Source organism: Pseudomonas tehranensis (assembly GCF_014268615.1).
Lineage (GTDB): Bacteria > Pseudomonadota > Gammaproteobacteria > Pseudomonadales > Pseudomonadaceae > Aquipseudomonas > Aquipseudomonas tehranensis.
This window is the reverse complement of the sequence record NZ_JABWQV010000021.1, coordinates 12,399-33,068: the sequence shown is the minus strand read 5'-3', so window position 1 is coordinate 33,068 and position 20,670 is coordinate 12,399. Positions and strand designations below refer to the sequence as shown.

At 60.2% G+C, this 20,670-nt stretch carries 17 protein-coding genes; 11 read left to right on the top strand and 6 right to left on the bottom strand.

The genetic code is table 11. The features are described 5' to 3' along the window. The first annotated feature begins 70 nt into the window (after window positions 1-70). From rhlB to HU811_RS06710, 4 genes are all read left to right on the top strand, one after another. Window positions 71-1,534, top strand: coding sequence for an ATP-dependent RNA helicase RhlB (gene rhlB / locus HU811_RS06725; protein ID WP_092393691.1), 1,464 nt, complete (start codon window positions 71-73; stop codon window positions 1,532-1,534). 125 nt (window positions 1,535-1,659) lie between these two features. Beyond that, window positions 1,660-2,607, top strand: a complete 948-nt coding sequence (locus tag HU811_RS06720; RefSeq protein WP_186654806.1) for an ornithine cyclodeaminase family protein — start codon at window positions 1,660-1,662, stop codon at window positions 2,605-2,607. A 145-nt stretch (window positions 2,608-2,752) separates the two neighbouring features. Then, complete coding sequence (locus tag HU811_RS06715) at window positions 2,753-3,880, top strand: NAD(P)/FAD-dependent oxidoreductase (protein ID WP_186654804.1); 1,128 nt, start codon at window positions 2,753-2,755, stop codon at window positions 3,878-3,880. 88 nt (window positions 3,881-3,968) lie between these two features. Next, entirely contained in the window at window positions 3,969-4,595 is a 627-nt protein-coding gene (locus HU811_RS06710) for a helix-turn-helix transcriptional regulator (protein WP_092393701.1), read from the top strand. Window positions 4,596-4,725: 130 nt separating this feature from the next. On the opposite strand, the gene HU811_RS06705 is transcribed toward HU811_RS06710, so the two are convergent. The 6 genes from HU811_RS06705 to HU811_RS06680 form a co-directional block, all read right to left on the bottom strand. After that, window positions 4,726-5,502 carry an ABC transporter substrate-binding protein gene (locus HU811_RS06705; RefSeq protein WP_092393704.1) on the bottom strand — a complete coding sequence of 259 codons (777 nt, stop codon included), beginning with the start codon at window positions 5,500-5,502 and terminating at the stop codon, window positions 4,726-4,728. 270 nt (window positions 5,503-5,772) lie between these two features. After that, complete coding sequence (moaE, locus tag HU811_RS06700) at window positions 5,773-6,225, bottom strand: molybdopterin synthase catalytic subunit MoaE (RefSeq protein ID WP_092393707.1); 453 nt, start codon at window positions 6,223-6,225, stop codon at window positions 5,773-5,775. A 3-nt stretch (window positions 6,226-6,228) separates the two neighbouring features. Further along, complete coding sequence (locus tag HU811_RS06695; RefSeq protein ID WP_092393710.1) at window positions 6,229-6,471, bottom strand: MoaD/ThiS family protein; 243 nt, start codon at window positions 6,469-6,471, stop codon at window positions 6,229-6,231. Next, on the bottom strand, window positions 6,468-6,941 hold the full coding sequence (gene moaC / locus HU811_RS06690) for a cyclic pyranopterin monophosphate synthase MoaC (RefSeq protein WP_047228850.1): 474 nt from the start codon (window positions 6,939-6,941) through the stop codon (window positions 6,468-6,470). The genes HU811_RS06695 and moaC overlap by 4 nt, the downstream gene beginning before the upstream one ends. A gap of 258 nt (window positions 6,942-7,199) precedes the next feature. Next, complete coding sequence (locus HU811_RS06685) at window positions 7,200-8,594, bottom strand: PhoH family protein (protein WP_047228849.1); 1,395 nt, start codon at window positions 8,592-8,594, stop codon at window positions 7,200-7,202. A 335-nt stretch (window positions 8,595-8,929) separates the two neighbouring features. Further along, on the bottom strand, window positions 8,930-10,054 hold the full coding sequence (locus HU811_RS06680) for a polysaccharide deacetylase family protein (protein WP_186654817.1): 1,125 nt from the start codon (window positions 10,052-10,054) through the stop codon (window positions 8,930-8,932). A gap of 288 nt (window positions 10,055-10,342) precedes the next feature. Here HU811_RS06680 and yaaA point away from each other — a divergent pair, with 288 nt between their 5' ends. The 7 genes from yaaA (at window position 10,343) to algG (ending at window position 20,665) form a co-directional block, all read left to right on the top strand. After that, complete coding sequence (gene yaaA, locus HU811_RS06675; protein WP_186654803.1) at window positions 10,343-11,122, top strand: peroxide stress protein YaaA; 780 nt, start codon at window positions 10,343-10,345, stop codon at window positions 11,120-11,122. Window positions 11,123-11,933: 811 nt separating this feature from the next. After that, a complete protein-coding gene (locus tag HU811_RS06670; RefSeq protein ID WP_092393722.1) occupies window positions 11,934-13,250 on the top strand; it encodes a nucleotide sugar dehydrogenase in 1,317 nt (438 codons plus the stop codon). A gap of 101 nt (window positions 13,251-13,351) precedes the next feature. Further along, window positions 13,352-14,833, top strand: a complete 1,482-nt coding sequence (gene alg8 / locus HU811_RS06665; RefSeq protein ID WP_371264131.1) for a mannuronan synthase — start codon at window positions 13,352-13,354, stop codon at window positions 14,831-14,833. Between the two features lie 35 nt (window positions 14,834-14,868). Then, entirely contained in the window at window positions 14,869-16,038 is a 1,170-nt protein-coding gene (locus HU811_RS06660; protein ID WP_092393728.1) for an alginate biosynthesis protein Alg44, read from the top strand. A 9-nt stretch (window positions 16,039-16,047) separates the two neighbouring features. Then, a complete protein-coding gene (gene algK, locus HU811_RS06655) occupies window positions 16,048-17,556 on the top strand; it encodes an alginate biosynthesis TPR repeat lipoprotein AlgK (RefSeq protein ID WP_186654801.1) in 1,509 nt (502 codons plus the stop codon). A gap of 5 nt (window positions 17,557-17,561) precedes the next feature. Further along, window positions 17,562-19,046: an alginate export family protein gene (locus HU811_RS06650; RefSeq protein WP_092394885.1), complete on the top strand. Its 1,485-nt coding sequence runs from the start codon at window positions 17,562-17,564 to the stop codon at window positions 19,044-19,046. Between the two features lie 26 nt (window positions 19,047-19,072). Beyond that, entirely contained in the window at window positions 19,073-20,665 is a 1,593-nt protein-coding gene (gene algG / locus HU811_RS06645; RefSeq protein WP_186654799.1) for a mannuronan 5-epimerase AlgG, read from the top strand. The last annotated feature ends 5 nt before the right edge of the window (window positions 20,666-20,670 follow it).

Below are 20,670 nucleotides of genomic sequence, written 5' to 3'. Positions count from 1 at the left end.
CGATCACACTACGCCGCGCCCGTTTCTTGCATTACACTGGCCGGCGTACATTCCTTAACCAATCGATGAGATGACCGTGCTCAAAGCACTCAAGAAGATGTTCGGTAAAAGCGAGGCCGAGCAGCTCGTGCCTGGCTCCAGCGCACCTGCCCACAGCCCGAGCCGTACCGAGGTGCAAAAAAAGCCGCAGCGGACACCGCCTGTTGCGAACACAGAAAAAGACGCGGCCACCGCGCCTGTTGCCCCTCCGCCGGAACAGACACGCAACGATGCCCCCAAGCCACGCCGCGAGCGCGCCCCAAAACCGCCGGCCGTCGCCTGGAAGCTCGAGGATTTCGTCGTAGAACCCCAGGAAGGCAAGACCCGCTTCCATGATTTCAAACTCGCCCCTGAACTGATGCATGCCATCCAGGACCTGGGCTTCCCGTACTGCACGCCGATCCAGGCGCAGGTGCTGGGGTTCACCCTCGCCGGTAAAGATGCCATCGGTCGTGCCCAGACCGGCACCGGCAAGACCGCTGCGTTCCTGATTTCCATCATCACCCAGTTGCTGCAGACCCCGCCGCCCAAAGAACGCTACATGGGCGAGCCACGGGCGCTGATCATCGCCCCGACCCGCGAACTGGTGGTGCAGATCGCCAAGGACGCCGCCGACCTGACCAAGTACACCGGACTGAACGTGATGACGTTCGTCGGCGGCATGGACTTCGACAAGCAACTCAAGCATCTCGAAGCCCGTCACTGCGACATTCTGGTGGCAACGCCAGGACGCCTGCTGGACTTCAACCAGCGCGGCGATGTGCACCTGGACATGGTCGAGGTGATGGTGCTGGACGAAGCCGACCGCATGCTCGACATGGGCTTCATTCCACAGGTGCGCCAGATCATTCGTCAGACCCCGCCGAAAAGCGAACGCCAGACGTTGCTGTTTTCCGCCACGTTCACCGAAGACGTGATGAACCTGGCCAAGCAATGGACCACCGACCCGTCCATCGTCGAGATCGAGGCGCTGAACGTCGCCAGCGAAAACGTCGAGCAGCACATCTACGCTGTGGCCGGCGCCGATAAGTACAAGCTGCTCTACAACCTGGTCAACGACAACGGTTGGGAGCGGGTGATGGTGTTCGCCAACCGCAAGGACGAAGTACGCCGTATCGAGGAGCGCCTGGTGCGCGATGGCGTCAACGCCGCCCAGTTGTCGGGTGACGTGCCGCAACACAAGCGCATCAAGACGCTGGAAGGCTTTCGCGAAGGCAAGATCCGTGTGCTGGTGGCCACCGATGTGGCCGGGCGCGGGATTCATATCGACGGGATCAGCCACGTGATCAACTTCACCCTGCCGGAAGTGCCGGATGACTATGTGCACCGGATCGGGCGCACAGGTCGCGCAGGGGCCGAGGGCGTGTCCATCAGCTTTGCCGGCGAAGACGATTCCTACCAGTTACCGTCCATCGAGGCGCTGCTGGGGAAAAAGATCAGTTGCGAAACCCCGCCGACCCACCTGCTTCGTCCGGTTGAGCGCAAGCGGCCTTAACCGACGCGACCAGCCAAAAAGCGCAGCCCTGGGTGGCTGCGCTTTTTTTTGTCCGGCATATTGCTCGATCAAACTAAAAGTCCATAATAGACAAAACAGTTTACATCAAGCACTCCGGAGTCCCGATGCCCAGCGCGCCTTATGTGATGAACCAAGCCCAGGCCCGAGAGCTGCTCGGCCAAGTCGACGTACCGCAGATTTTACGCAAGCTGTTCCACGACCTTGCCGCCGGAAAGGCCGTCCAACCGCCCCAGCAACTTGTGGAGTTTCCCCAAGGCGCCGGGGATTTCATCAACTACCTGGGCGTGCTGGCTGAAGAGCAGGTCTACGGGGTCAAGACCTCACCGTATATCGTGCGCGAGCAAGGTCCAGTGGTGACAGCCTGGACCTTGCTGATGTCGATGCAGACCGGCCAGCCACTGCTGCTGTGCGATGCTGCCGAACTGACGACCGCCCGCACCGCAGCCACCACTGCCGTCGCCGTGGATGCCCTCGCCCCATTCCAGGCCCGGCGCTTGGCAGTCATCGGCAGCGGCGCAGTGGCAAAGGCTCATGTGCAATACGTCAAGGGCCTGCGGGACTGGCAAAGCATCAGCCTCTATTCCCCCAGCCTGCAAAATAAATCGGCGCAAGAGCTTGCTTCGCTCACCGAGCTGGATCCGCGCCTGCAAATCGCTGCCAGCCTTGAAGCGGCGCTGCACGACGCCGATGTGGTGATGCTCTGCACCTCGTCCGCCAAGGCAGTGCTCGATCCGCAGACACTGAGCAAGCCGACGCTGATTACCTCCATCAGCACCAATGCTCCGCGCGCCCACGAAGTGCCACCCCAGAGCCTCAACGACATGGACGTGTTCTGTGACTATCGTCAGACCACTCCAGGATCGGCCGGTGAAATGCTGATTGCCGCTGAACAGCACGGCTGGGACGCGTCACGCCTGGCTGGGGATCTGCCTGAACTGCTCAGCGAACACGTGGCGCGTCCCAGCTATGCACGCCATGTGTTCTTCCGCTCCATCGGCCTGGGGTTGGAAGACGTTGCGCTGGCGAATGCGCTTTATCAGCTTCACAACTGACACAGCCAATTTCCCTTGTGGGAGCGAGCCTGCTCGCGATGTGGTGTATCAAAGAAATATATGTGTCTGACACACCGCATCGCGAGCAGGCTCGCTCCCACAAGGTTGTACTAACTCCCGGCACCGCGTTCCACAGGAGAGCTTCATGACCTCAGCAGACTTCATCATCATCGGCGGTGGCATCGCCGGTGCTTCCACCGGCTACTGGCTGGCGCCCCATGGTCGGGTCATTGTGCTCGAGCGCGAATCCCATCCGGGTTATCACTCCACCGGGCGTTCAGCGGCGCTGTACACCGCGGCCTATGGCACGCCCCAGGTGCGGGCGTTGACCCAGGCCAGCCGTGACTTTTTCGATACGCCGCCGGCCGGTTTCTGCGAACACCCGCTGCTCACCCCACGGGGCGAAATGACCGTGGATTTCACCGGCGACCCGGCCGAGCTGAACAACCAGTACCTCAGCGCCAAGGCCACGGTGCCGCAAATGCAACTGCTCAGCGCCGAAGAGGCCTGTGTGCGACTGCCGATCCTGCGACGGGACAAGGTGCACGGTGCAATCTACGACCCCACGGCCTGTGACATCGACACCGACGCGCTGCACCAAGGCTACCTGCGCGGTATCCGCCGCAACGGCGGTCAGGTGCACACCGACACAGAAGTGCTGGGTCTGAGCCGCGACGATCAGGGGATGTGGCAGGTGGCAACCGCTGGCCAGACCTTCAGCGCGCCGGTAGTGATCAACGCGGCCGGCGCCTGGGCCGATCACATTGCCGAAATGGCAGGCGCACGCAAGTTGGGCCTGCAACCCAAGCGGCGGGCGGCATTCATTTTTGCCGGCCCCGAGGGCGTGGACATTCATGACTGGCCGATGCTGGTGAGCCTCGACGAGTCGTTCTACATGAAGCCCGACGCCGGCATGTTCCTCGGCTCGCCGGCCAATGCCGATCCGGTGGAACCTCACGACGTGCAGCCTGAAGAACTGGACATTGCCATGGGCATCTACCAGATCGAAGAAGCCACCACCCTGACCATCCGCCGTCCGACCCGCACCTGGGCGGGGTTGCGCAGCTTCGTCCACGACGGCGACCTCTTGTCCGGTTTCGATCCCCAGGTACCGGGGTTGTTCTGGGTCGCGGCCCAGGGCGGCTACGGCATCCAGACGTCCCCGGCCATGGGTCAGGCCAGCGCGGCCCTGGTGCGCGGCGAGCCATTGCCCGAGACCCTGACCCGTTTCGGCCTGAGCACCACCCTGCTGTCGCCGGCACGCCTGGGTTGAACCCGCTCAGGTGACGCATCGCCACGATTGCGGCACACTTCTGCGCGCCCCCGCTTCACGGGGCGCTGACGCTGCCTGGAGCCCTGTCATGAACGCCCCGCTACCTGATCCGACACTGGATAATTTCCGTACCATCGCCGACGCCATCGCCACGCTGTTCTACCCTCACGCCGAAGTGGTGCTGCACGACCTGCGTACGCAGAAAGTCGATTACATCGCCAACAACCTGTCCAAGCGCGTGATAGGGGATGACTCGTCCCTGGAGGACATGCTCAGCGAAGAGATCAGCGAACGGAACATCGGGCCCTACGAAAAACTCAATTGGGACGGGCAGAAAATCCGCAGCCTCAGCAGCGTGCTGCGCGATGCAGGGGGGCGCCCGCTGGCGGTGCTGTGCATCAATCTGAATATTTCGCTGTTCGAGAATGCCAAGGCCGCGCTGGATCTGTTCCTGTCGCCGGGCAAGCTGATCCCGCAGCCGGACTCACTGTTTCGCGATGACTGGCAGGAACGGATCAACACCTTCCTCCACGCTTGGATGCGCGAGCGTCAGTTGAGCCTGAACCTGCTGACCCGCGACCATAAACGCGAACTGGTGCTGGCGCTGCATGCCGAAGGCGCCTTCAAAGGCAAGAGCGCCTCCAACTATGTGGCCAATGTGCTGAACATGGGACGGGCTACGGTGTACAAGCATTTGAAGGAATTGAAGGGCTAGGATTTGTATTGCCTGGCCTGGCTGGCCTCATCGCGAGCAGGCTCGCTCCCACAGTGGATCTCGTTGAACACAAAAACTGTGTCCGACGCAAATCTCTTGTGGGAGCGAGCCTGCTCGCGATGGCGATCAATCAGTCGCCGTAGATATCCGACTTGAAATACTTGGCCTGGATTTTCTGATACTCACCATTGGCCCGAATCCCGTCGATGGCCTTGTTCAAGTCCGCCACCAGCTCGGTATTGCCCTTGCGTACCGCGATACCCGCGCCCTCACCGACGTATTTCGGGTCCTTGAGCTCCGGGCCGACAAACGCGTAGCCCTTGCCCCGGGGCATCGACAGGAAATCTTCCAGCGGGATGGTGTCGGCGAATATTGCGTCCAGCCGACCTGACGCCAGGTCCATGTAGATTTCTTCGTTGTTGCTGTAGCGCTTGACTGTCACGCCCTTGGGTTCGAAGACTTCCGTGGCGAAGCGGTCGGTGGTAGTCGCTCGCTGCACACCCACGGTCTTGCCTTTGAGACTGGCGTACTGGTCATCGACCACCGCGCCTTCCTTCATGACCAGCCGCGACGAGGTGAAGTAGTACTTGTGGGTAAAATCCACCGACTTCTTGCGCTCTTCGGTGATCGTCATGGACGACAGCGCCATGTCGATTTTTTTCACCTTGAGCGACGGAATCAGTCCGTCAAACTCGCTCTCGATCCACTGACACTTGACCTTCATCTGCGCGCACAGCGCATTGCCAATGTCATAGTCAAACCCCTCGATCTTTCCTTCGGAGGTCTTGGAAGCAAACGGCGGATAAGCCGCTTCGATGCCGATACGCAAAGTTTTTTCGGCGGCAAACAGGCTGCTGGAGGCCAGCAGGCTCAAGGCCAGGCCGGTGATGAGGGGGAGTTTTTTCATGATCGATCTCGCGCGGGTTGTTGTTGGTTTTGGCAGAGAAAGGTGAAGCGATGGATTTATGTACTTATAAATCCATACTGGACTTTAATGTACATACCGTCAATTGGGGAAACCGGGAAAAGTGATGGGAGGCTAACGACCCCTTCGCGAGCAAGCCCGCTCCCACAGGAATGTATGCCGTACACCGTATTTGTGCTCGACGCAGGCCCCTGTGGGAGCGGGCTTGCTCGCGAAGGCGGATTCACAGCCTCCAGATGACTAACAGGCTATCTACCGCTTCCAGCGATCCGCCGCGGCATGATCACTGGCGCGCCCTTCGACCCAGCGCGGACCATCAGCGGTGTTTTCCTTTTTCCAGAACGGCGCGCGGGTCTTGAGGTAGTCCATGACAAAGGCGCAGGCGTCGAATGCCGCCTGGCGATGGGCACTGGCGGCCGCCACGAAGACGATCGGTTCGCCCGGCTCCAGGGCGCCGATGCGGTGCAACACCTCCAGCTTGAGCAACGGCCAACGCTGCTCGGCCTCGACGGCGATCTTGCCCAAGGCTTTTTCCGTCATGCCTGGGTAATGCTCCAGGAACATCCCCGACACATCGAGGCCGTCATTGAAGTCACGCACGTAGCCGACAAAACTCACCACCGCCCCCACGCCGACATTGGCTGCGTGCATCGCGTTGACTTCGACGCCCGGGTCGAACGGATCGGCTTGCACACGAATCGCCATGGCTCAGCCTCCGGTCACGGTGGGAAAGAATGCCACTTCGTCACCATCGACCAGTGGCTCGTCGAGCTGGCACAGGTCTTCGTTGCGGGCGCACATCAGGTTTTGCTCTTTCAACACGTCGAAACCTTCACGAGCGGCCAACAGTGCTCGAACGTCGTCCACCGTGGAGAAATCACCCTCGACCTTCTGCGAGTCAACGCCCAACGCTTCGCGATAACGCGCAAAGAACTTCACGGTAATGTTCATGACGCATCCGCCTGGAAGTGGCCGCTCTTGCCGCCGAGTTTCTCCAGCACCCGCACGCCTTCGATGGTCATGCCCCGATCCACGGCTTTGCACATGTCATAGATCGTCAACGCGGCAACGCTGGCGGCGGTGAGCGCCTCCATCTCCACCCCGGTCTGCCCCGAGAGTTTGCAACGGGCAACGATGCGCACCCGGTCCTCGCCTTCGGCATTGAGCTCGACCTTGACGCTGGTGAGCATCAGCGGATGGCAGAGCGGAATCAGATCACTGGTTTTTTTCGCCGCCTGAATGCCGGCAATCCGCGCAACGGCGAACACATCGCCTTTGGGATGACCACCGCTGACGATCATCTGCAGCGTTTCGGGCAGCATGCGCACAAAGGCCTCGGCCGTGGCTTCACGGAACGTCACGGCCTTGTCGGTCACGTCGACCATGTTAGCGCGACCTTGGGAATCGAGATGAGTCAGCACGGGGTTACTCCTGATCGGGAGCATCGATTGTAAACCCGTGAGTCAGATTCCGGCACGCTTGATTGTCGCATCTGTCGCGACCGGCAATTGCCCAGACACCACCAATCCCCTGTGGGAGCGAGCCTGCTCGCGATAGCGGTGCATCAGCCACATATTTTTATCTGATACACCGTCATCGCGAGCAGGCTCGCTCCCACAGGTTTTTCGAGCATCCACAAAAAAACCGGGCGATGTTGAGATCGCCCGGTTTGGGTGGGGTTACAGGTGAGATTCGGCGTATTCGGCCAGGATCGAGCGCGGTACGCCCTGCAGAGTGATGTGGACCCCGTTGGGGAAGTCTTTGAAGCGTTCGGTCAGGTAGGTCAGCCCGGAACTGGTCGCGGACAGGTAAGGGGTGTCGATCTGTGCCAGGTTGCCCAGGCACACCACTTTGGAACCGGCGCCGGCACGGGTGATGATGGTTTTCATCTGGTGCGGGGTGAGGTTCTGGCATTCGTCGATCAGGATCAGGCTCTGCTGGAAGCTGCGGCCGCGAATGTAGTTGAGGGATTTGAACTGCAACGGCACTTTGCTGAGGATGTAATCGACGCTGCCATGGGTGCTTTCGTCATCCATGTGCAAGGCTTCGAGGTTATCGGTGATAGCGCCCAGCCAAGGCTCCATTTTTTCCGCTTCGGTGCCGGGCAAAAAGCCGATTTCCTGGTCCAGGCCCTGCACGCTACGGGTGGCGATGATGCGCCGGTAGCGCTTGCTGACCATGGTCTGTTCGATGGCGGCGGCCAGGGCCAGGATGGTCTTGCCGGAACCGGCGGCGCCGGACAGGTTGACCAGGTGGATGTCCGGGTCGAGCAAGGCGAACAGGGCCAGGCTCTGGTAGATATCCCTCGGCTTGAGGCCCCAGGCCTCCTGATGCAGCAGGGGTTCCTGGTGCAGATCGAGAATCAGCAGCTTGTCGACCTGGATTTCCTTGATCCAGCCGACGAAACCCTGCTCGTCGATGATGAACTCATTGATGTGCACCGCCGGCAGATTGTCGATCAACTGCACCTGATGCCAGGTGCGACCATGGTCCTGACGGGTCTCGACCTTGCTCACCCGGTCCCAGAAGGAGCCGGTCATGGTGTGATAACCGTTGGGCAGCAGTGATACATCGTCGACCAACTGGTCGGTGCTGTAGTCCTCCGCCGCGATCCCGCAGGCGCGGGCCTTGAGGCGCATGTTGATGTCTTTGGTCACCAGCACCACGGCCTGATCCTGGTTGCGCGCGTGCAGGTCGATCAACTGGTTGATGATGATGTTGTCGTTCAGGTGTTCGGGCAGCACCAGGTTGGGTTCGGTGCGCTTGCTCATCAGGATCGAGAGCAGGCCTTTGGGACCACTTTTGCCCCGCTGGATCGGCACCCCCAGTTCAACGTCCTCGGGCGAGGCGTCTCCCAGGGTCTTGTCGATCAGGCGGATCGCCTGCCGGCATTCGGCGGCGACGCTGTGATGCCCGCTCTTGAGCTTGTCCAGCTCCTCGAGCACGGTCATCGGGATGGCAACATGGTGTTCTTCGAAGTTCAGGAGTGCGTTTGGATCGTGGATCAATACGTTGGTATCGAGTACATACAGGATTGGCTGGTTGGAGGAAGGGCTACGTCCGTGGTCATCCATACTCGGTCACCTTTGTGGGGGCCATTCGACGCAATACCGTGACAGTGCTGCGCCTCGAGGTAGCCACCGAATTCACCCGCAAGGCTTGAGGTGAACTGCACACAACTGGGTCTTGGAAGACGCCACCTGTGTTGCAGGTTTCGGCGGTCTGACTTCTTGATACTCCAAAACACATGACAGGAAAAAGCACTTTGACGCTTTTTTGAAGTTTATTTTTCAGAGTGACGAATAACCCTTGGCGTTGTGGCGTTGCGCCGTTAAAGTCGGAAGTCCGGTCGTCATGAAAGTGCGCCGAATTCTCCTCTTCCCCCCGTGTTTCCGGGCCTTTGGCCAAATCAGCGAAACGCGACCCGACAATCTTCCCAGCCGATCCCGCTTTGCGCCGTTTGCGTAATGAGCCAGGGCAGCGCCGTTTTCAGCGCATCCTGCTTGACGTTGAAATTGATCACGCCGCGCCGCCACAACAGCATCAGGGTCAGTGTGCGCTGGGCGCTTTGCTCGGGGTTGAGCCGGCCGGCGCTGTCCTGGGGGTCGATATCCCAGAGCGCCACTTGCAGGCCCTGGTTGCGGAAAAATGCGCCGGCATCGCCACGACGCTGGCCCTGGGGCGGGCGGAACAGCGGCACGTAGTTTTCCGGCAGCTTGCCCTTGACCAGATCGACGCTGCGCCGCACTGAGTCCTGCCAGTCCTGCCAATGGCTGTGGGAGCGGAACTCCCAACCCTGGACACCGACGCATTGCCCCGAATACAAGGCCTGGAGGTTGTTGACCGAGCGCTCGGCAAGCCGCGCCTGGATGTCCTTGCCCAGCACGAAGAAAGTGCCGTTCATGTTCGACTTGCGCAGGTATTCAGTCAGCCACGGGGTATTGTCCGGCGTGATGTTGGCCGCGCTGTCGAAGGTCAGCAGGAACAGCCGGTCGTTCAGATCATCACCGTTGCGTTCGTAATCGCCGAAACGCGCGATTTCGCTGCTGGTCTGCGGAAACAACGCGGCCTTGCGCAACAGCTCGTCCAGGTATTGAGTGTGGAAGATCCGGCTCGGCTCAGCCCACTTGATGTAATAGGAGTTTTCATCGAGCGTGAGCCTGCCCGCCTCTTCGCGCAACGTCGCCAGGTCTTCCACCAGAAAACAGAACGAAGCGTCCTGATCGCAGCTTTGCTGGGCGAAGTTGTAGTTGCTCAGCAGTCGCTGCCACAACCGCGCGCGCAGGGTGTCGATCGCCGCCATATTGATTGTGCGCAGCCCCAGGTGCTGCTTGAGGGCGATTTCGTCCATGGCATCGGTGTCCAGCAGGACCCGGGCGAACATCAGGATCTCGGCTCGCGAGGCCACGTCGAACAGCGTCGGGCTGGTGAGCTGCTCCGGCCAGGTGCTGCGGTCCAGAGTGGCTATGTCGTTGGGTGCGGCAATGGCCGCAAAACTCAGGAACCAGGCCGACAATAGAAGGACGATGCGCAAAAGGGATGTCTCCATAACGAAACCCGCGCGGCATCATAGCTGATCCTGGTGAGTTCATTGTGGGGGAAGCATCTGTGGAGAGAGGCGCTTTTGTGGCGAGGGAGCTTGCTCCCGCTCGAGCGCGAAGCGGTCGCCATCTTTCTTGGGGTTGCTTCGCAACCCAGCGGGAGCAAGCTCCCTCGCCACCCAGCCCATCAATACTCGCCCACCGATCACCTATCACCCCAATAGCTGGAGTCCACCCGGACAACCCCCTAGAATCGCCGCACCTTTGAAGGAGACGATTGCATGCTGATGGTGATTTCCCCCGCCAAGACCCTCGATTACGAAACTGCGCCGGCCACTGAGCGTTTTACCCAGCCGCAATACCTGGATCACTCCCAGGCGTTGATCGAGCAATTACGCGAACTTTCTCCGGCTCAAATCAGCGAGCTGATGCACGTTTCCGACAAGATCGGCGGCCTCAATGCCGCACGGTTCGGCAGTTGGACCCCGGCGTTTACTCCGGCCAATGCCAAACAGGCTCTGCTGGCGTTCAAGGGTGATGTGTACACCGGCCTCGATGCACAAAGCTTTGCCGAAGCCGATTTCGACTATGCCCAGGAGCATCTGCGCATGCTCTCCGGTCTTTATGGCCTGCTGCGCCCTTTGGACCTGATGCAACCCTATCGCCTGGAGATGGGCACCAAGCTGGCCAATGCCCGGGGCAAGGACCTTTATGCGTTCTGGGGCCCGCGTATCAGTGAGTGGCTGAACGAAGCGTTGGCCGAACAGGGTGACGACATACTGTTGAACCTGGCCTCCAATGAATACTTCTCGGCGGTCAAACGCAGCGTGCTCAAAGCGCGTGTCATTGATACCGAGTTCAAGGACCTGAAGAACGGCCAGTACAAAATCATCAGTTTCTACGCCAAGAAGGCCCGTGGCCTGATGAGCCGCTTCGTGATTCAGGAACGCATCAACGATCCGGCAGCACTCAAGCAGTTCGATGCCCATGGCTACCGTTTCAATGCCCAACAATCGAGCGCGGACAAACTGGTGTTCCTGCGTGACCATGCCCCCGAATAAAGCACATCTTTATATGGCCCCTTGATCAGGGGCCTTGATCAAACCCGAACACGTCATCTAACTTCCCCGCCCACTTCGTCAGTTCCATGACGCCAATAAATCGCCCCCACCCCTCGCTAACTTTTGTTTCACTCGACATCTGTCAGTTTTTTACGTAGTGGCACAAAATTTTTTATTCGGTAGTGGCACAAAAATATCTACCCCCCTTAACTCCCCGTTATCAAAGGTCAAAATGGCAAGTGCCATCATCATGAGGTCAGTGCCATCTTTCATAATATTTCGAAAAATTTCGAAAATCGCGATGAGCGGATCGGAACTATGTGAAATTGCACGGCTCATACCACCCGTAACGATTCTCACGGAGCGTGTAAGAGAAGACTTACATAGGCCGTCGATCCAAGTAACCAAGTTGTCATGGCAATTTAGCGAAACGGTCGCCTATTTGGATCCATCTTATAAAGGACAGGAGATAACGCACCATTACTATCCCCTACAAGGCCAAGGCTGCGCCCCTATAACGTGCTCACCCGAGCACACAAGCTTCTGATTTTGTGGGCTTTTTGCCAGAGATCAGAGGTGAAAGACCTTTGCACGAGCGTTCCCGAATACGAGGACTGGCTGCATAACAGGGCAGGTCATAACAACTAGGCCGCATTGCGCACAACTTGAGTGCACTTATTTAGACACTCGGAACTTAGTATGCCTGCACACGGCACTGTGGCGCCTGCATTCCACACTTCCGAGTGCACTATGACCGCTGAACACTATTAACTCCGGCCATTTAATGGCGTGAAAAACAGAGGTAAATGCGATGCGCATTAGCATATTTGGTTTGGGTTACGTCGGTGCAGTATGTGCCGGTTGCCTGTCTGCACGGGGCCATGATGTCGTTGGCGTAGATGTCGCCAAAGACAAAATCGACATGATCAACGCCGGTAAATCACCGATCGTTGAACCCGGTCTGGGCGAGCTGTTGGCACAAGGTATCGAAACAGGCCGTCTGCGCGGAACCACCAACTTCGCCGAAGCGATTCGTGATACTGACCTGTCGATGATTTGCGTCGGTACACCGAGCAAGAAGAACGGCGATCTGGAACTCAACTACATCGAAGCGGTGTGCCGCGAGATCGGTTTTGTCCTGCGCGACAAGACCACCCGCCACACCGTCGTGGTTCGCAGCACCGTACTGCCAGGCACCGTGGCGAATGTGGTCATCCCGATTCTGGAAGACTGCTCCGGCAAAAAGGCCGGTGTCGATTTCGGCGTCGCGGTCAACCCTGAGTTCCTGCGTGAAAGCACCGCGATCAAGGACTACGACCTGCCACCGATGACCGTCATCGGCGAGTTCGACAAAGCCTCCGGCGACGTTCTGCAATCGCTGTACGAAGAGCTCGATGCGCCGATCATCCGCAAGGACATCGCTGTCGCCGAGATGATCAAGTACACCTGCAACGTCTGGCACGCCACCAAGGTGACCTTTGCCAACGAGATCGGCAACATCGCCAAGGCCGTCGGCGTCGATGGTCGTGAAGTGATGGACGTGGTCTGCCAGGACAAGACCCTGAACCTGTCCCAGTACTACATGCGCCCAGGCTTTGCATTCGGCGGCTCGTGCCTGCCAAAGGACGTTCGCGCCCTGACCTACCGCGCCAGCTCTCTGGACGTGGAAGCGCCGCTGCTCAACTCGCTGATGCGCAGCAACGAATCCCAGGTGCAGAACGCCTTCGATATCGTTTCCAGCCACGACAAGCGCAAAGTCGCCCTGCTGGGCCTGAGCTTCAAGGCCGGCACCGACGACCTGCGTGAAAGCCCACTGGTAGAACTGGCGGAAATGCTGATCGGCAAGGGTTTCGACCTGAAGATCTACGACAGCAACGTCGAATACGCCCGCGTCCACGGTGCGAACAAGGATTACATCGAGTCGAAGATCCCTCACGTCTCGTCCTTGCTCAACGCCGATTTCGACTCGGTGATCGACAGCTCCGACATCATCATCCTGGGCAACCGCGACGAGAAGTTCCGCGCGCTGACCGAAAACGTACCGGAAGGCAAGCAGGTCATCGACCTGGTTGGCTTCATGTCCAAGGCCACCAACCCGAGTGGCCGGACCGAAGGCATCTGCTGGTAAGTCTGTTTGCCGGCCGGGGCAACGCCCCGGCCGGCCTTTCGCCTGCCTTAACCCATCGGGCCGCCCACAAGGCCCGCCCGAGATAGAGACGGATGCAGATTATGCACAGGCTAAAGCACGGCCTGCTTCAGGCCGCCGGTTGGCTGTTTTACTTGAGTTTATTGATGGGCATCGCCATGGCGTTGCCCACGTCCACGTTCGACTCCGAATCCAAGGATTTCATTTTCCTGATCGGCGCCGTGGGCATCTGGCGTTACTCCATGGGAGCGACGCATTTCGTGCGCGGCATGATCTTCCTGTACATCGTCTACCCGCATCTGCGCCGCAAGGTACGCAAGCTGGGCAAGGCGGCGGATCCGTCCCACGTGTACCTGATGGTCACCAGCTTCCGGATCGACGCGCTGACGACCGCCCAGGTCTACAGTTCGGTGATCCGCGAAGCCATCGACTGTGGGCTGCCCACTACCGTGGTCTGCTCCATCGTGGAGATGTCCGACGAATTGCTGGTCAAGAGCCTTTGGGCGCGCATGAACCCGCCAGAGCGCGTCAAGCTGGACTTCGTGCGCATCCCAGGCACCGGCAAGCGTGACGGCCTGGCCTTCGGTTTCCGCGCCATTTCCCGCCACTTGCCGGACGACCGTGCAGTGGTCGCGGTGATCGATGGCGATACCGTGCTCGCCGAAGGCGTGGTGCGCAAGACCGTGCCGTGGTTCCAACTGTTCGGCAACGTCGGCGGCCTGACCACCAACGAGTTCTGCGAAGTGCGCGGCGGCTACATCATGAGCGAATGGCACAAACTGCGCTTCGCTCAGCGCCACATCAACATGTGCTCCATGGCCCTGTCCAAGCGTGTGCTGACCATGACCGGCCGCATGTCGGTGTTCCGCGCCACTGTGGTCACCAACCCGGACTTCATCGCCGACGTGGAAAGCGACTCGCTGCAACACTGGCGCCTGGGCCGCTTCAAGTTTCTCACTGGCGACGACAAGTCGAGCTGGTTCAGCCTGATGCGTTTGGGCTACGACACGTTCTACGTACCCGATGCGGCGATCAATACCGTCGAGCATCCGCCGGAAAAAAGCTTCATCAAGGCCAGTCGCAAGCTGATGTTCCGCTGGTATGGCAACAACCTGCGGCAGAACTCCCGGGCACTGGGCCTGGGCATGAAGCGTCTGGGTCTGTTCACCTCGGTGGTGCTGTTCGACCAGCGCGTGTCGATGTGGACCTCGCTGCTGGGCCTGACCGTGGCACTGATTGCCAGCTTCAAGTACGGCACCGCATTCATCCTGGTGTACCTGCTGTGGATCGGCATCACCCGGTTGCTCTTGACCCTGTTGCTGTCGTGCTCCGGCCACCGGATCGGTCCGGCCTACCCGGCGATTCTCTATTACAACCAGATCGTTGGTGCGCTGGTGAAGATCTACGTGTTCTTCCGCCTCGACCAACAGTCCTGGACTCGCCAGCCCACCCATCTGACCCGTGATCTCGCCAGCTTTCAACGTTGGTTCAACACTTGGTCGTCTCGGACCATGACCTTCTCCGCCGGCAGCGTGTTTGTTGCCGTGCTGCTGATGATGGTCTGACCGAACTCGCCTGAATTAACTAGGAAATCGCCCCTATGAACACCGCCGTGAATGTCAACGTAGTGCATGAATCCGAAGCCCAGCGCCAACACGCCCGAGTGAAAATCCCGGCCAAGTTGCGTTTCTTCGGCCCCGACCGTACGCCCATGGAAGTCAAGGTCCTGGACCTGTCCGCCGGAGGCCTGTGCTTCAACGCCGGCCAGATGCCGCTCAAGGTGGGCGAGGCGTACAAGGGTCGCCTGCAATTTGTGATCGACAACCTTGGCCTGGCCATGGACGTGGAACTGCAGGTTCGCTCCTACGACCGACAGACCGGTCGCACCGGTTGCCAGTTCCAGAATCTGGAGCCTCGGGACATCTCGACGCTGCGTCACATCATCACCTCGCACTTGGCCGGCGACATCGTCGGCGTCGGCGATGTGCTGGCGACGTTGCAACGCGACAACTTCACCAAGGCGCGCAAGCAGAAGGATGACAACGGTGGCATGACCGCCCTGGGTCGCCTGCGGGCCGTGACCTTCAGCCTGGCGATTTTTATCGTCGGCCTGGCGGCGTTCGGCTTCATCTTCAAGTCGGTGTACGGCATGTACTTCGTCAGCCACGCCCAGGCGGGCCTGGTGAATGTACCGGGCACCTCCATCACCATGCCGCGTGACGGCACCGTGCAGAGCCTGGTCCAGGCCGACGGCGTAGCCGCCAAAGGTGCCCCGCTGGCCACGTTCAGCACCAGCATGCTCGATGTGCTCAAGGGCCATCTGGACGACAACCAGCTGCAACCGTCCAAGGTCGAGGAACTGTTCGGCAAGCAAATGACCGGCACCCTGACCTCGCCGTGCGACTGCATCGTGGCCCAGCAACTGGTGTCCGACGGTCAGTACGCCAGCAAGGGTGACGTGATCTTCCAACTGGTCCCACGGGGCACCGAAGCCAACGTCGAAGCACGCTTCTCCTATCGCCAGTTCAGCGACGTGCGCCCAGGCACCCCGGTCAGCTTCCAGGTTGCCGGCGAAGACACCACCCGTACCGGCAAGATCGTCAGCAGCACCAGCCTGAAAAGCGCCGACCTGTCGTCCGATATCCGTGTACTGATCCAGCCTGACGAACCCCTGGACAGCTCGCTGGCCGGCCGGCCGGTAGAAGTCACCAGTGACCGTGGCCCGAACCTGAACTGGCTGATCGACAAAGCCATGGCTGTCGGTATTTAAGTCGAGGACATGCCCGTGACGACTCCACAAAAAAACAAAACGCCGCATTCCCTGTGGGAGCGAGCCTGCTCGCGATGGGATAAGTGCGGTGTGCCTGGTGTACCGAGCGGCCTGCATCGCGAGCAGGCTCGCTCCCACACAAGTGCCTTCTGCGTGCTGGCGCTGGCCGTGAGCCTGGCCGGCTGCGCGGGCCTGCCCGACCAGCGCCTGGCCAACGAGGCCCTCAAGCGCGGTGACACCACGCTGGCGCAGCAGAACTATCAGCAACTGGCAGACCTGGGCTACAGCGAAGCCCAGGTCGGCCTGGCCGACATCCAGGTGGACAGCCGAGACCCCGAGCAGATGAAAAAAGCCGAGGCGACTTACCGCGCCGCAGCCGATATCTCGCCACGGGCCCAGGCTCGCCTGGGCCGCCTGCTGGTGGCCAAGCCCGGCTCCAGCGAAGCGGAAAAACACGAAGCCGAAGGCCTGTTGAAGAAAGCCTTCGCCAACGGTCAGGGCGGCACCCTCATCCCGCTGGCGATGCTGTACCTGCAATATCCTCAAAGCTTCCCGAACGTCAACGCTCAGCAGCAGATCAGCCAATGGCGCAGTGCCGGTTACCCGGAAGCGGGCCTGGCGCAGATTCTGCTCTATCGCACCCAGGGCACCTACGACCAGCATCTGGATGAAGTGGAAAAAGTCTGCAAGGCCGCATTGGCTACCACCGATATCTGCTACGTCGAACTGGCCACGGTCTATCAGAAACGCGGCCAGCCTGAACAGCAGGCCGAGTTGCTCAAGCAAATGCAGGCCGGTCATCAGAGTGGCACCGTGTCTGCCCAGCGCGTGGACAGCGTCGCCCGCGTCCTGGCCGATGCGAACCTGGGCAAGACCGACGAAAAGACCGCACAGTCGTTGCTCGAAGGCATCGCCCCTGGCTATCCCGCTGCCTGGGTCAGCCTGGCGCAGATTCTCTACGACTTCCCCGAGTTGGGTGACGTCGACAAGATGATGCAGTACCTGGAAAACGGCCGCGCCGCCGATCAGCCGCGTGCCGATCTGTTGCTGGGCAAGCTGTACTACGAAGGCAAGTGGGTACCGGCTGACGCCAAGGTCGCCGAAGCGCATTTCCAGAAAGCCGTTGGCCGCGAAGTGGCCGCCGATTACTACCTGGGCCAGATCTATCGCCGTGGTTACCTGGGCCAGGTGTACTCGCAAAAGGCCCTGGACCATCTGCTCAAGGCCGCGCGCAACGGCCAGAACAGCGCTGACTTCGCCATCGCCCAGTTGTTCTCCCAAGGCAAGGGCACCAAGCCCGACCCGGTCAATGCTTATGTGTTCAGTCAGTTGGCCAAGGTCCAGAACACCCCGCAAGCCATCGAGCTTGCCCAGACCCTCGAAGCCCAATTACCGCCGAACCAGCTTGCACAAGCCCAGCGCCTGCTACAACAAGAGCAGGCCATTCGCGGCGCCATGAGCCCCGATACGCTGGAACTGCAAGCCCTAAAAGAAGATGACGGCGAGGAACCTCTATGAAGCCTTTGAAGCTCAATCCTTTTGTGCAGGCCGGTATTGGCCTGTCGTTTGCCCTGCTGTGGTCCTGCCCGACCCTGGCGGCCCTGACTGAAGACCAGAACTTCGGGCTGGACGTGAAAATCACCGCCCAGTCCGAAGACGATCGCGACCTCGGCACCCAGCGCGGCGGCGACGTCAACGGTATCGGTCTGGACCTGCGTCCATGGATCTACGGTGAACGCGGTGCCTGGAGCGCCTACGCCATGGCCCAGGCCGTGACGTCTACCGACACCATCGAGACCGACACCCTGCAACAGTCCGATGACGCAACCGCGCAAACCGACAGCGGTGATCGCGAAGTCAAGAAGAACTACCTGGCCATGCGCGAGTTCTGGATTGGCTATCGGGGCCTGACCCCTTACCCGGGCGAGCAGCTGAAGTTCGGTCGCCAGCGCCTGCGCAACGAAGACGGCCAATGGCGCGACACCAATATCGAAGCCCTGAACTGGACCTTCGACACCACCTTGTTGCGGGCCAACCTGGGTGTTGCCGAGCGTTTCAGCGAATACCGCACCGACCTCAAGGAGTTGGCGCCCGACGACAAGGACCGCCTGCACGTCTACGGTGACGTGGGCTACCAGTGGATGCCAGGCCAGTGGGCCGGGATCCGCGCCCACCACACCCACGACAATGGCAGCCTCGATTACCCGACCCCGGGCGAAGCCACCGACTCCCTGGACAAGACCCAGAACGGTGACCTGTCCTGGCTGGGCCTGGAAGCCAATAGCGACGCCTACAACTGGCGCAATACCAACACCGTCAACTACTGGGCCAGCCTCACCGGCATGACCGGCGATCGCGACACCGTCAACCCGCTCAACGCCGACGGCACGCGCCCCGCCCAACTCAAGCGCAGCGACGACGTCGATGGCTGGGCCACCGACCTGGGCATCCGCCTGCGCCTGGACCCGCAGTGGCAAGTCGGCGCGGCCTATGCCCGCGCCAGCGAGGACTACGAACAGAACGGTCTGCAAAGTAACCGCTCGAACTACACCGGCACCCGCTCGCGCGTCCACCGTTTCGGTGAAGCCTTCCGTGGCGAAATGGCCAACACCCAGAGTGCCAGCCTGTTCGGTTCCTGGCAGTTGCGAGACGAATACGACGCAAGCCTGGTGTACCACAAGTTCTGGCGCGTGGACGGCAACAAGCCGGTGGGCAGCAACGGCATCAACGCGGTGCAAAACAACACCGACGATGTGACCGGCGCAATCCTGTCCACCTCGTCCCTGCCATTGCGCGACGGTAACAAGGACCTGGGCCAGGAAGTCGACCTGGTGGTCACCAAGTACTTCAAGCAAGGCCTGCTGCCGGCCGCGCTGAGCCAGTCCATCGACGAGCCGTCGGCGCTGGTGCGCTTTCGCGGCGGTGTGTTCAAGCCTGGCGACGCCTACGGCAAAGAGGTCGATTCATACATGCATCGCGCCTTTGTCGACGTGATCTGGCGCTTCTGATGCGAATGACCATGGGAGTGCCCGATATGAACCGCTACCTCAGGAACAGCCAGGCGATGAAAGGTTCGATCAGCCTGTTGGCCGCAGCGTTGCTGCTGGCCGGCTCGTCGGCGTTCGCCAACGTTGAACCGGTGGTCAAACCGGGCAACGTGGTCAAGGAACTGCAACAAGCCAAGACCTACACCGTCAGCAGCGCGCCGACCGCTCCGCTGGAACTGGCTGCGCCGACCCTGCCCGACCTCACAGGCTTCACCGCCGAAGCGGCCGCGGCCAAGATCGTGCGCAGCAAGCCCGGCAAGGTCAGCGTACGCCGGATGATGCAGGAAAACGCCTTGAAGGACTTCATCGGCGGCGACAACAAGATGGCCGAGTGGGTGGTGCGCCAGCACGGCATCCCACAGGCCATCTTCATCGACGATGGCTACATGAACCTCAAGGACCTGGCCAAGAAAGTGCCCAAGCAGTACCTCAAGGAAACCTCGCCGGGGGTCTTCCTGGCCAGGATTCCCATTGTGGTGGGTGAAAAAGGCATTCTGGAAATCGACCAACAGACCCAGGAGCTGCGCCTGTCCCAAGAGGGCGGCTCGTTCCTGGTCAACGATGGAAAGATGTACATCCGCGATACCAAGGTCACCGGCTGGCGCGAAAAGGACAATGGCCCCGCCACGTTCCGCTCGGCCAACGAATTCCGCCCGTTCCTGCTGTCCTGGGGCGGCACCGAGACTTACATCGTCAATACCAAAATGGCCAGCTTCGGCTACGCCAACAGTAAGTCGTACGGGGTGAGTATTTCCCAGTACACGCCCAACATGGCCAAGGTCCTCAAGCGCCCGGAACCGACCGGCTGGATCATCGATTCCGAGTTCTCGGACATGTGGTACGGCTTCTACTGCTACGAAACCAACGACTTTGTGGTCAAGGGCAACACCTACAAGGACAACATCGTCTACGGCATTGACCCCCACGACCGTTCCCATCGGCTGATCATCGCCGACAACACTGTCTACGGGACCAAGAAGAAGCACGGGATCATCATTTCCCGTGAGGTCAACGACAGCTTCATTTTCAACAACCGCAGCTACGACAACAAACTCTCGGGCCTGGTGATCGACCGTAACAGCGTGAACAACGTGATCGCCTACAACGAGATCTACAAGAACCACACCGACGGCATCACGCTGTACGAGAGTGGTGACAACCTGTTGTGGGGCAACAAAGTGATCAGCAACCGGCGCCACGGCATCCGGATTCGTAACAGCGTGAACATCCGCCTTTACGAAAACGTCTCCATGGCCAACGGCCTGACCGGCCTTTACGGCCACATCAAGGACCTGTCCGACACCGACCGGGACATCAAGCTCGACCCGTTCGACGCCCAGGTCTCGCTGATCGTGGTCGGTGGCGAACTGGCTGCCAACGGCAGCGGCCCATTGTCCATCGACTCTCCATTGAGCGTTGAGCTGTACCGCGTGTCCATGCTCGCGCCGACCAAATCCAGCGGCATCAGCTTCTCGGGGATTCTGGGCGAGCGCCAGGATGAAATTCTCGACCTGCTGGTGCGCCAGCAGAAAGCCGTGCTGATCGACCCTGTCGAACGCCAGACCGAAATGCGGGACTGAGGATG

Excerpts from the sequence above, each read along its gene's own strand:
- rhlB (WP_092393691.1), top strand. The coding sequence starts at position 71 with ATGACCGTGCTCAAAGCACTCAAGAAGATGTTCGGTAAAAGCGAGGCC.
- HU811_RS06660 (WP_092393728.1), top strand. The coding sequence starts at position 14,869 with ATGAACACCGCCGTGAATGTCAACGTAGTGCATGAATCCGAAGCCCAG.
- HU811_RS06670 (WP_092393722.1), top strand. The coding sequence starts at position 11,934 with ATGCGCATTAGCATATTTGGTTTGGGTTACGTCGGTGCAGTATGTGCC.
- HU811_RS06685 (WP_047228849.1), bottom strand. The coding sequence starts at position 8,594 with ATGGATGACCACGGACGTAGCCCTTCCTCCAACCAGCCAATCCTGTAT.
- yaaA (WP_186654803.1), top strand. The coding sequence starts at position 10,343 with ATGCTGATGGTGATTTCCCCCGCCAAGACCCTCGATTACGAAACTGCG.
- HU811_RS06715 (WP_186654804.1), top strand. The coding sequence starts at position 2,753 with ATGACCTCAGCAGACTTCATCATCATCGGCGGTGGCATCGCCGGTGCT.
- HU811_RS06710 (WP_092393701.1), top strand. The coding sequence starts at position 3,969 with ATGAACGCCCCGCTACCTGATCCGACACTGGATAATTTCCGTACCATC.
- HU811_RS06720 (WP_186654806.1), top strand. The coding sequence starts at position 1,660 with ATGCCCAGCGCGCCTTATGTGATGAACCAAGCCCAGGCCCGAGAGCTG.
- algG (WP_186654799.1), top strand. The coding sequence starts at position 19,073 with ATGAACCGCTACCTCAGGAACAGCCAGGCGATGAAAGGTTCGATCAGC.
- algK (WP_186654801.1), top strand. The coding sequence starts at position 16,048 with ATGCCCGTGACGACTCCACAAAAAAACAAAACGCCGCATTCCCTGTGG.
- moaE (WP_092393707.1), bottom strand. The coding sequence starts at position 6,225 with ATGGCGATTCGTGTGCAAGCCGATCCGTTCGACCCGGGCGTCGAAGTC.
- HU811_RS06695 (WP_092393710.1), bottom strand. The coding sequence starts at position 6,471 with ATGAACATTACCGTGAAGTTCTTTGCGCGTTATCGCGAAGCGTTGGGC.
- alg8 (WP_371264131.1), top strand. The coding sequence starts at position 13,352 with ATGCACAGGCTAAAGCACGGCCTGCTTCAGGCCGCCGGTTGGCTGTTT.
- HU811_RS06705 (WP_092393704.1), bottom strand. The coding sequence starts at position 5,502 with ATGAAAAAACTCCCCCTCATCACCGGCCTGGCCTTGAGCCTGCTGGCC.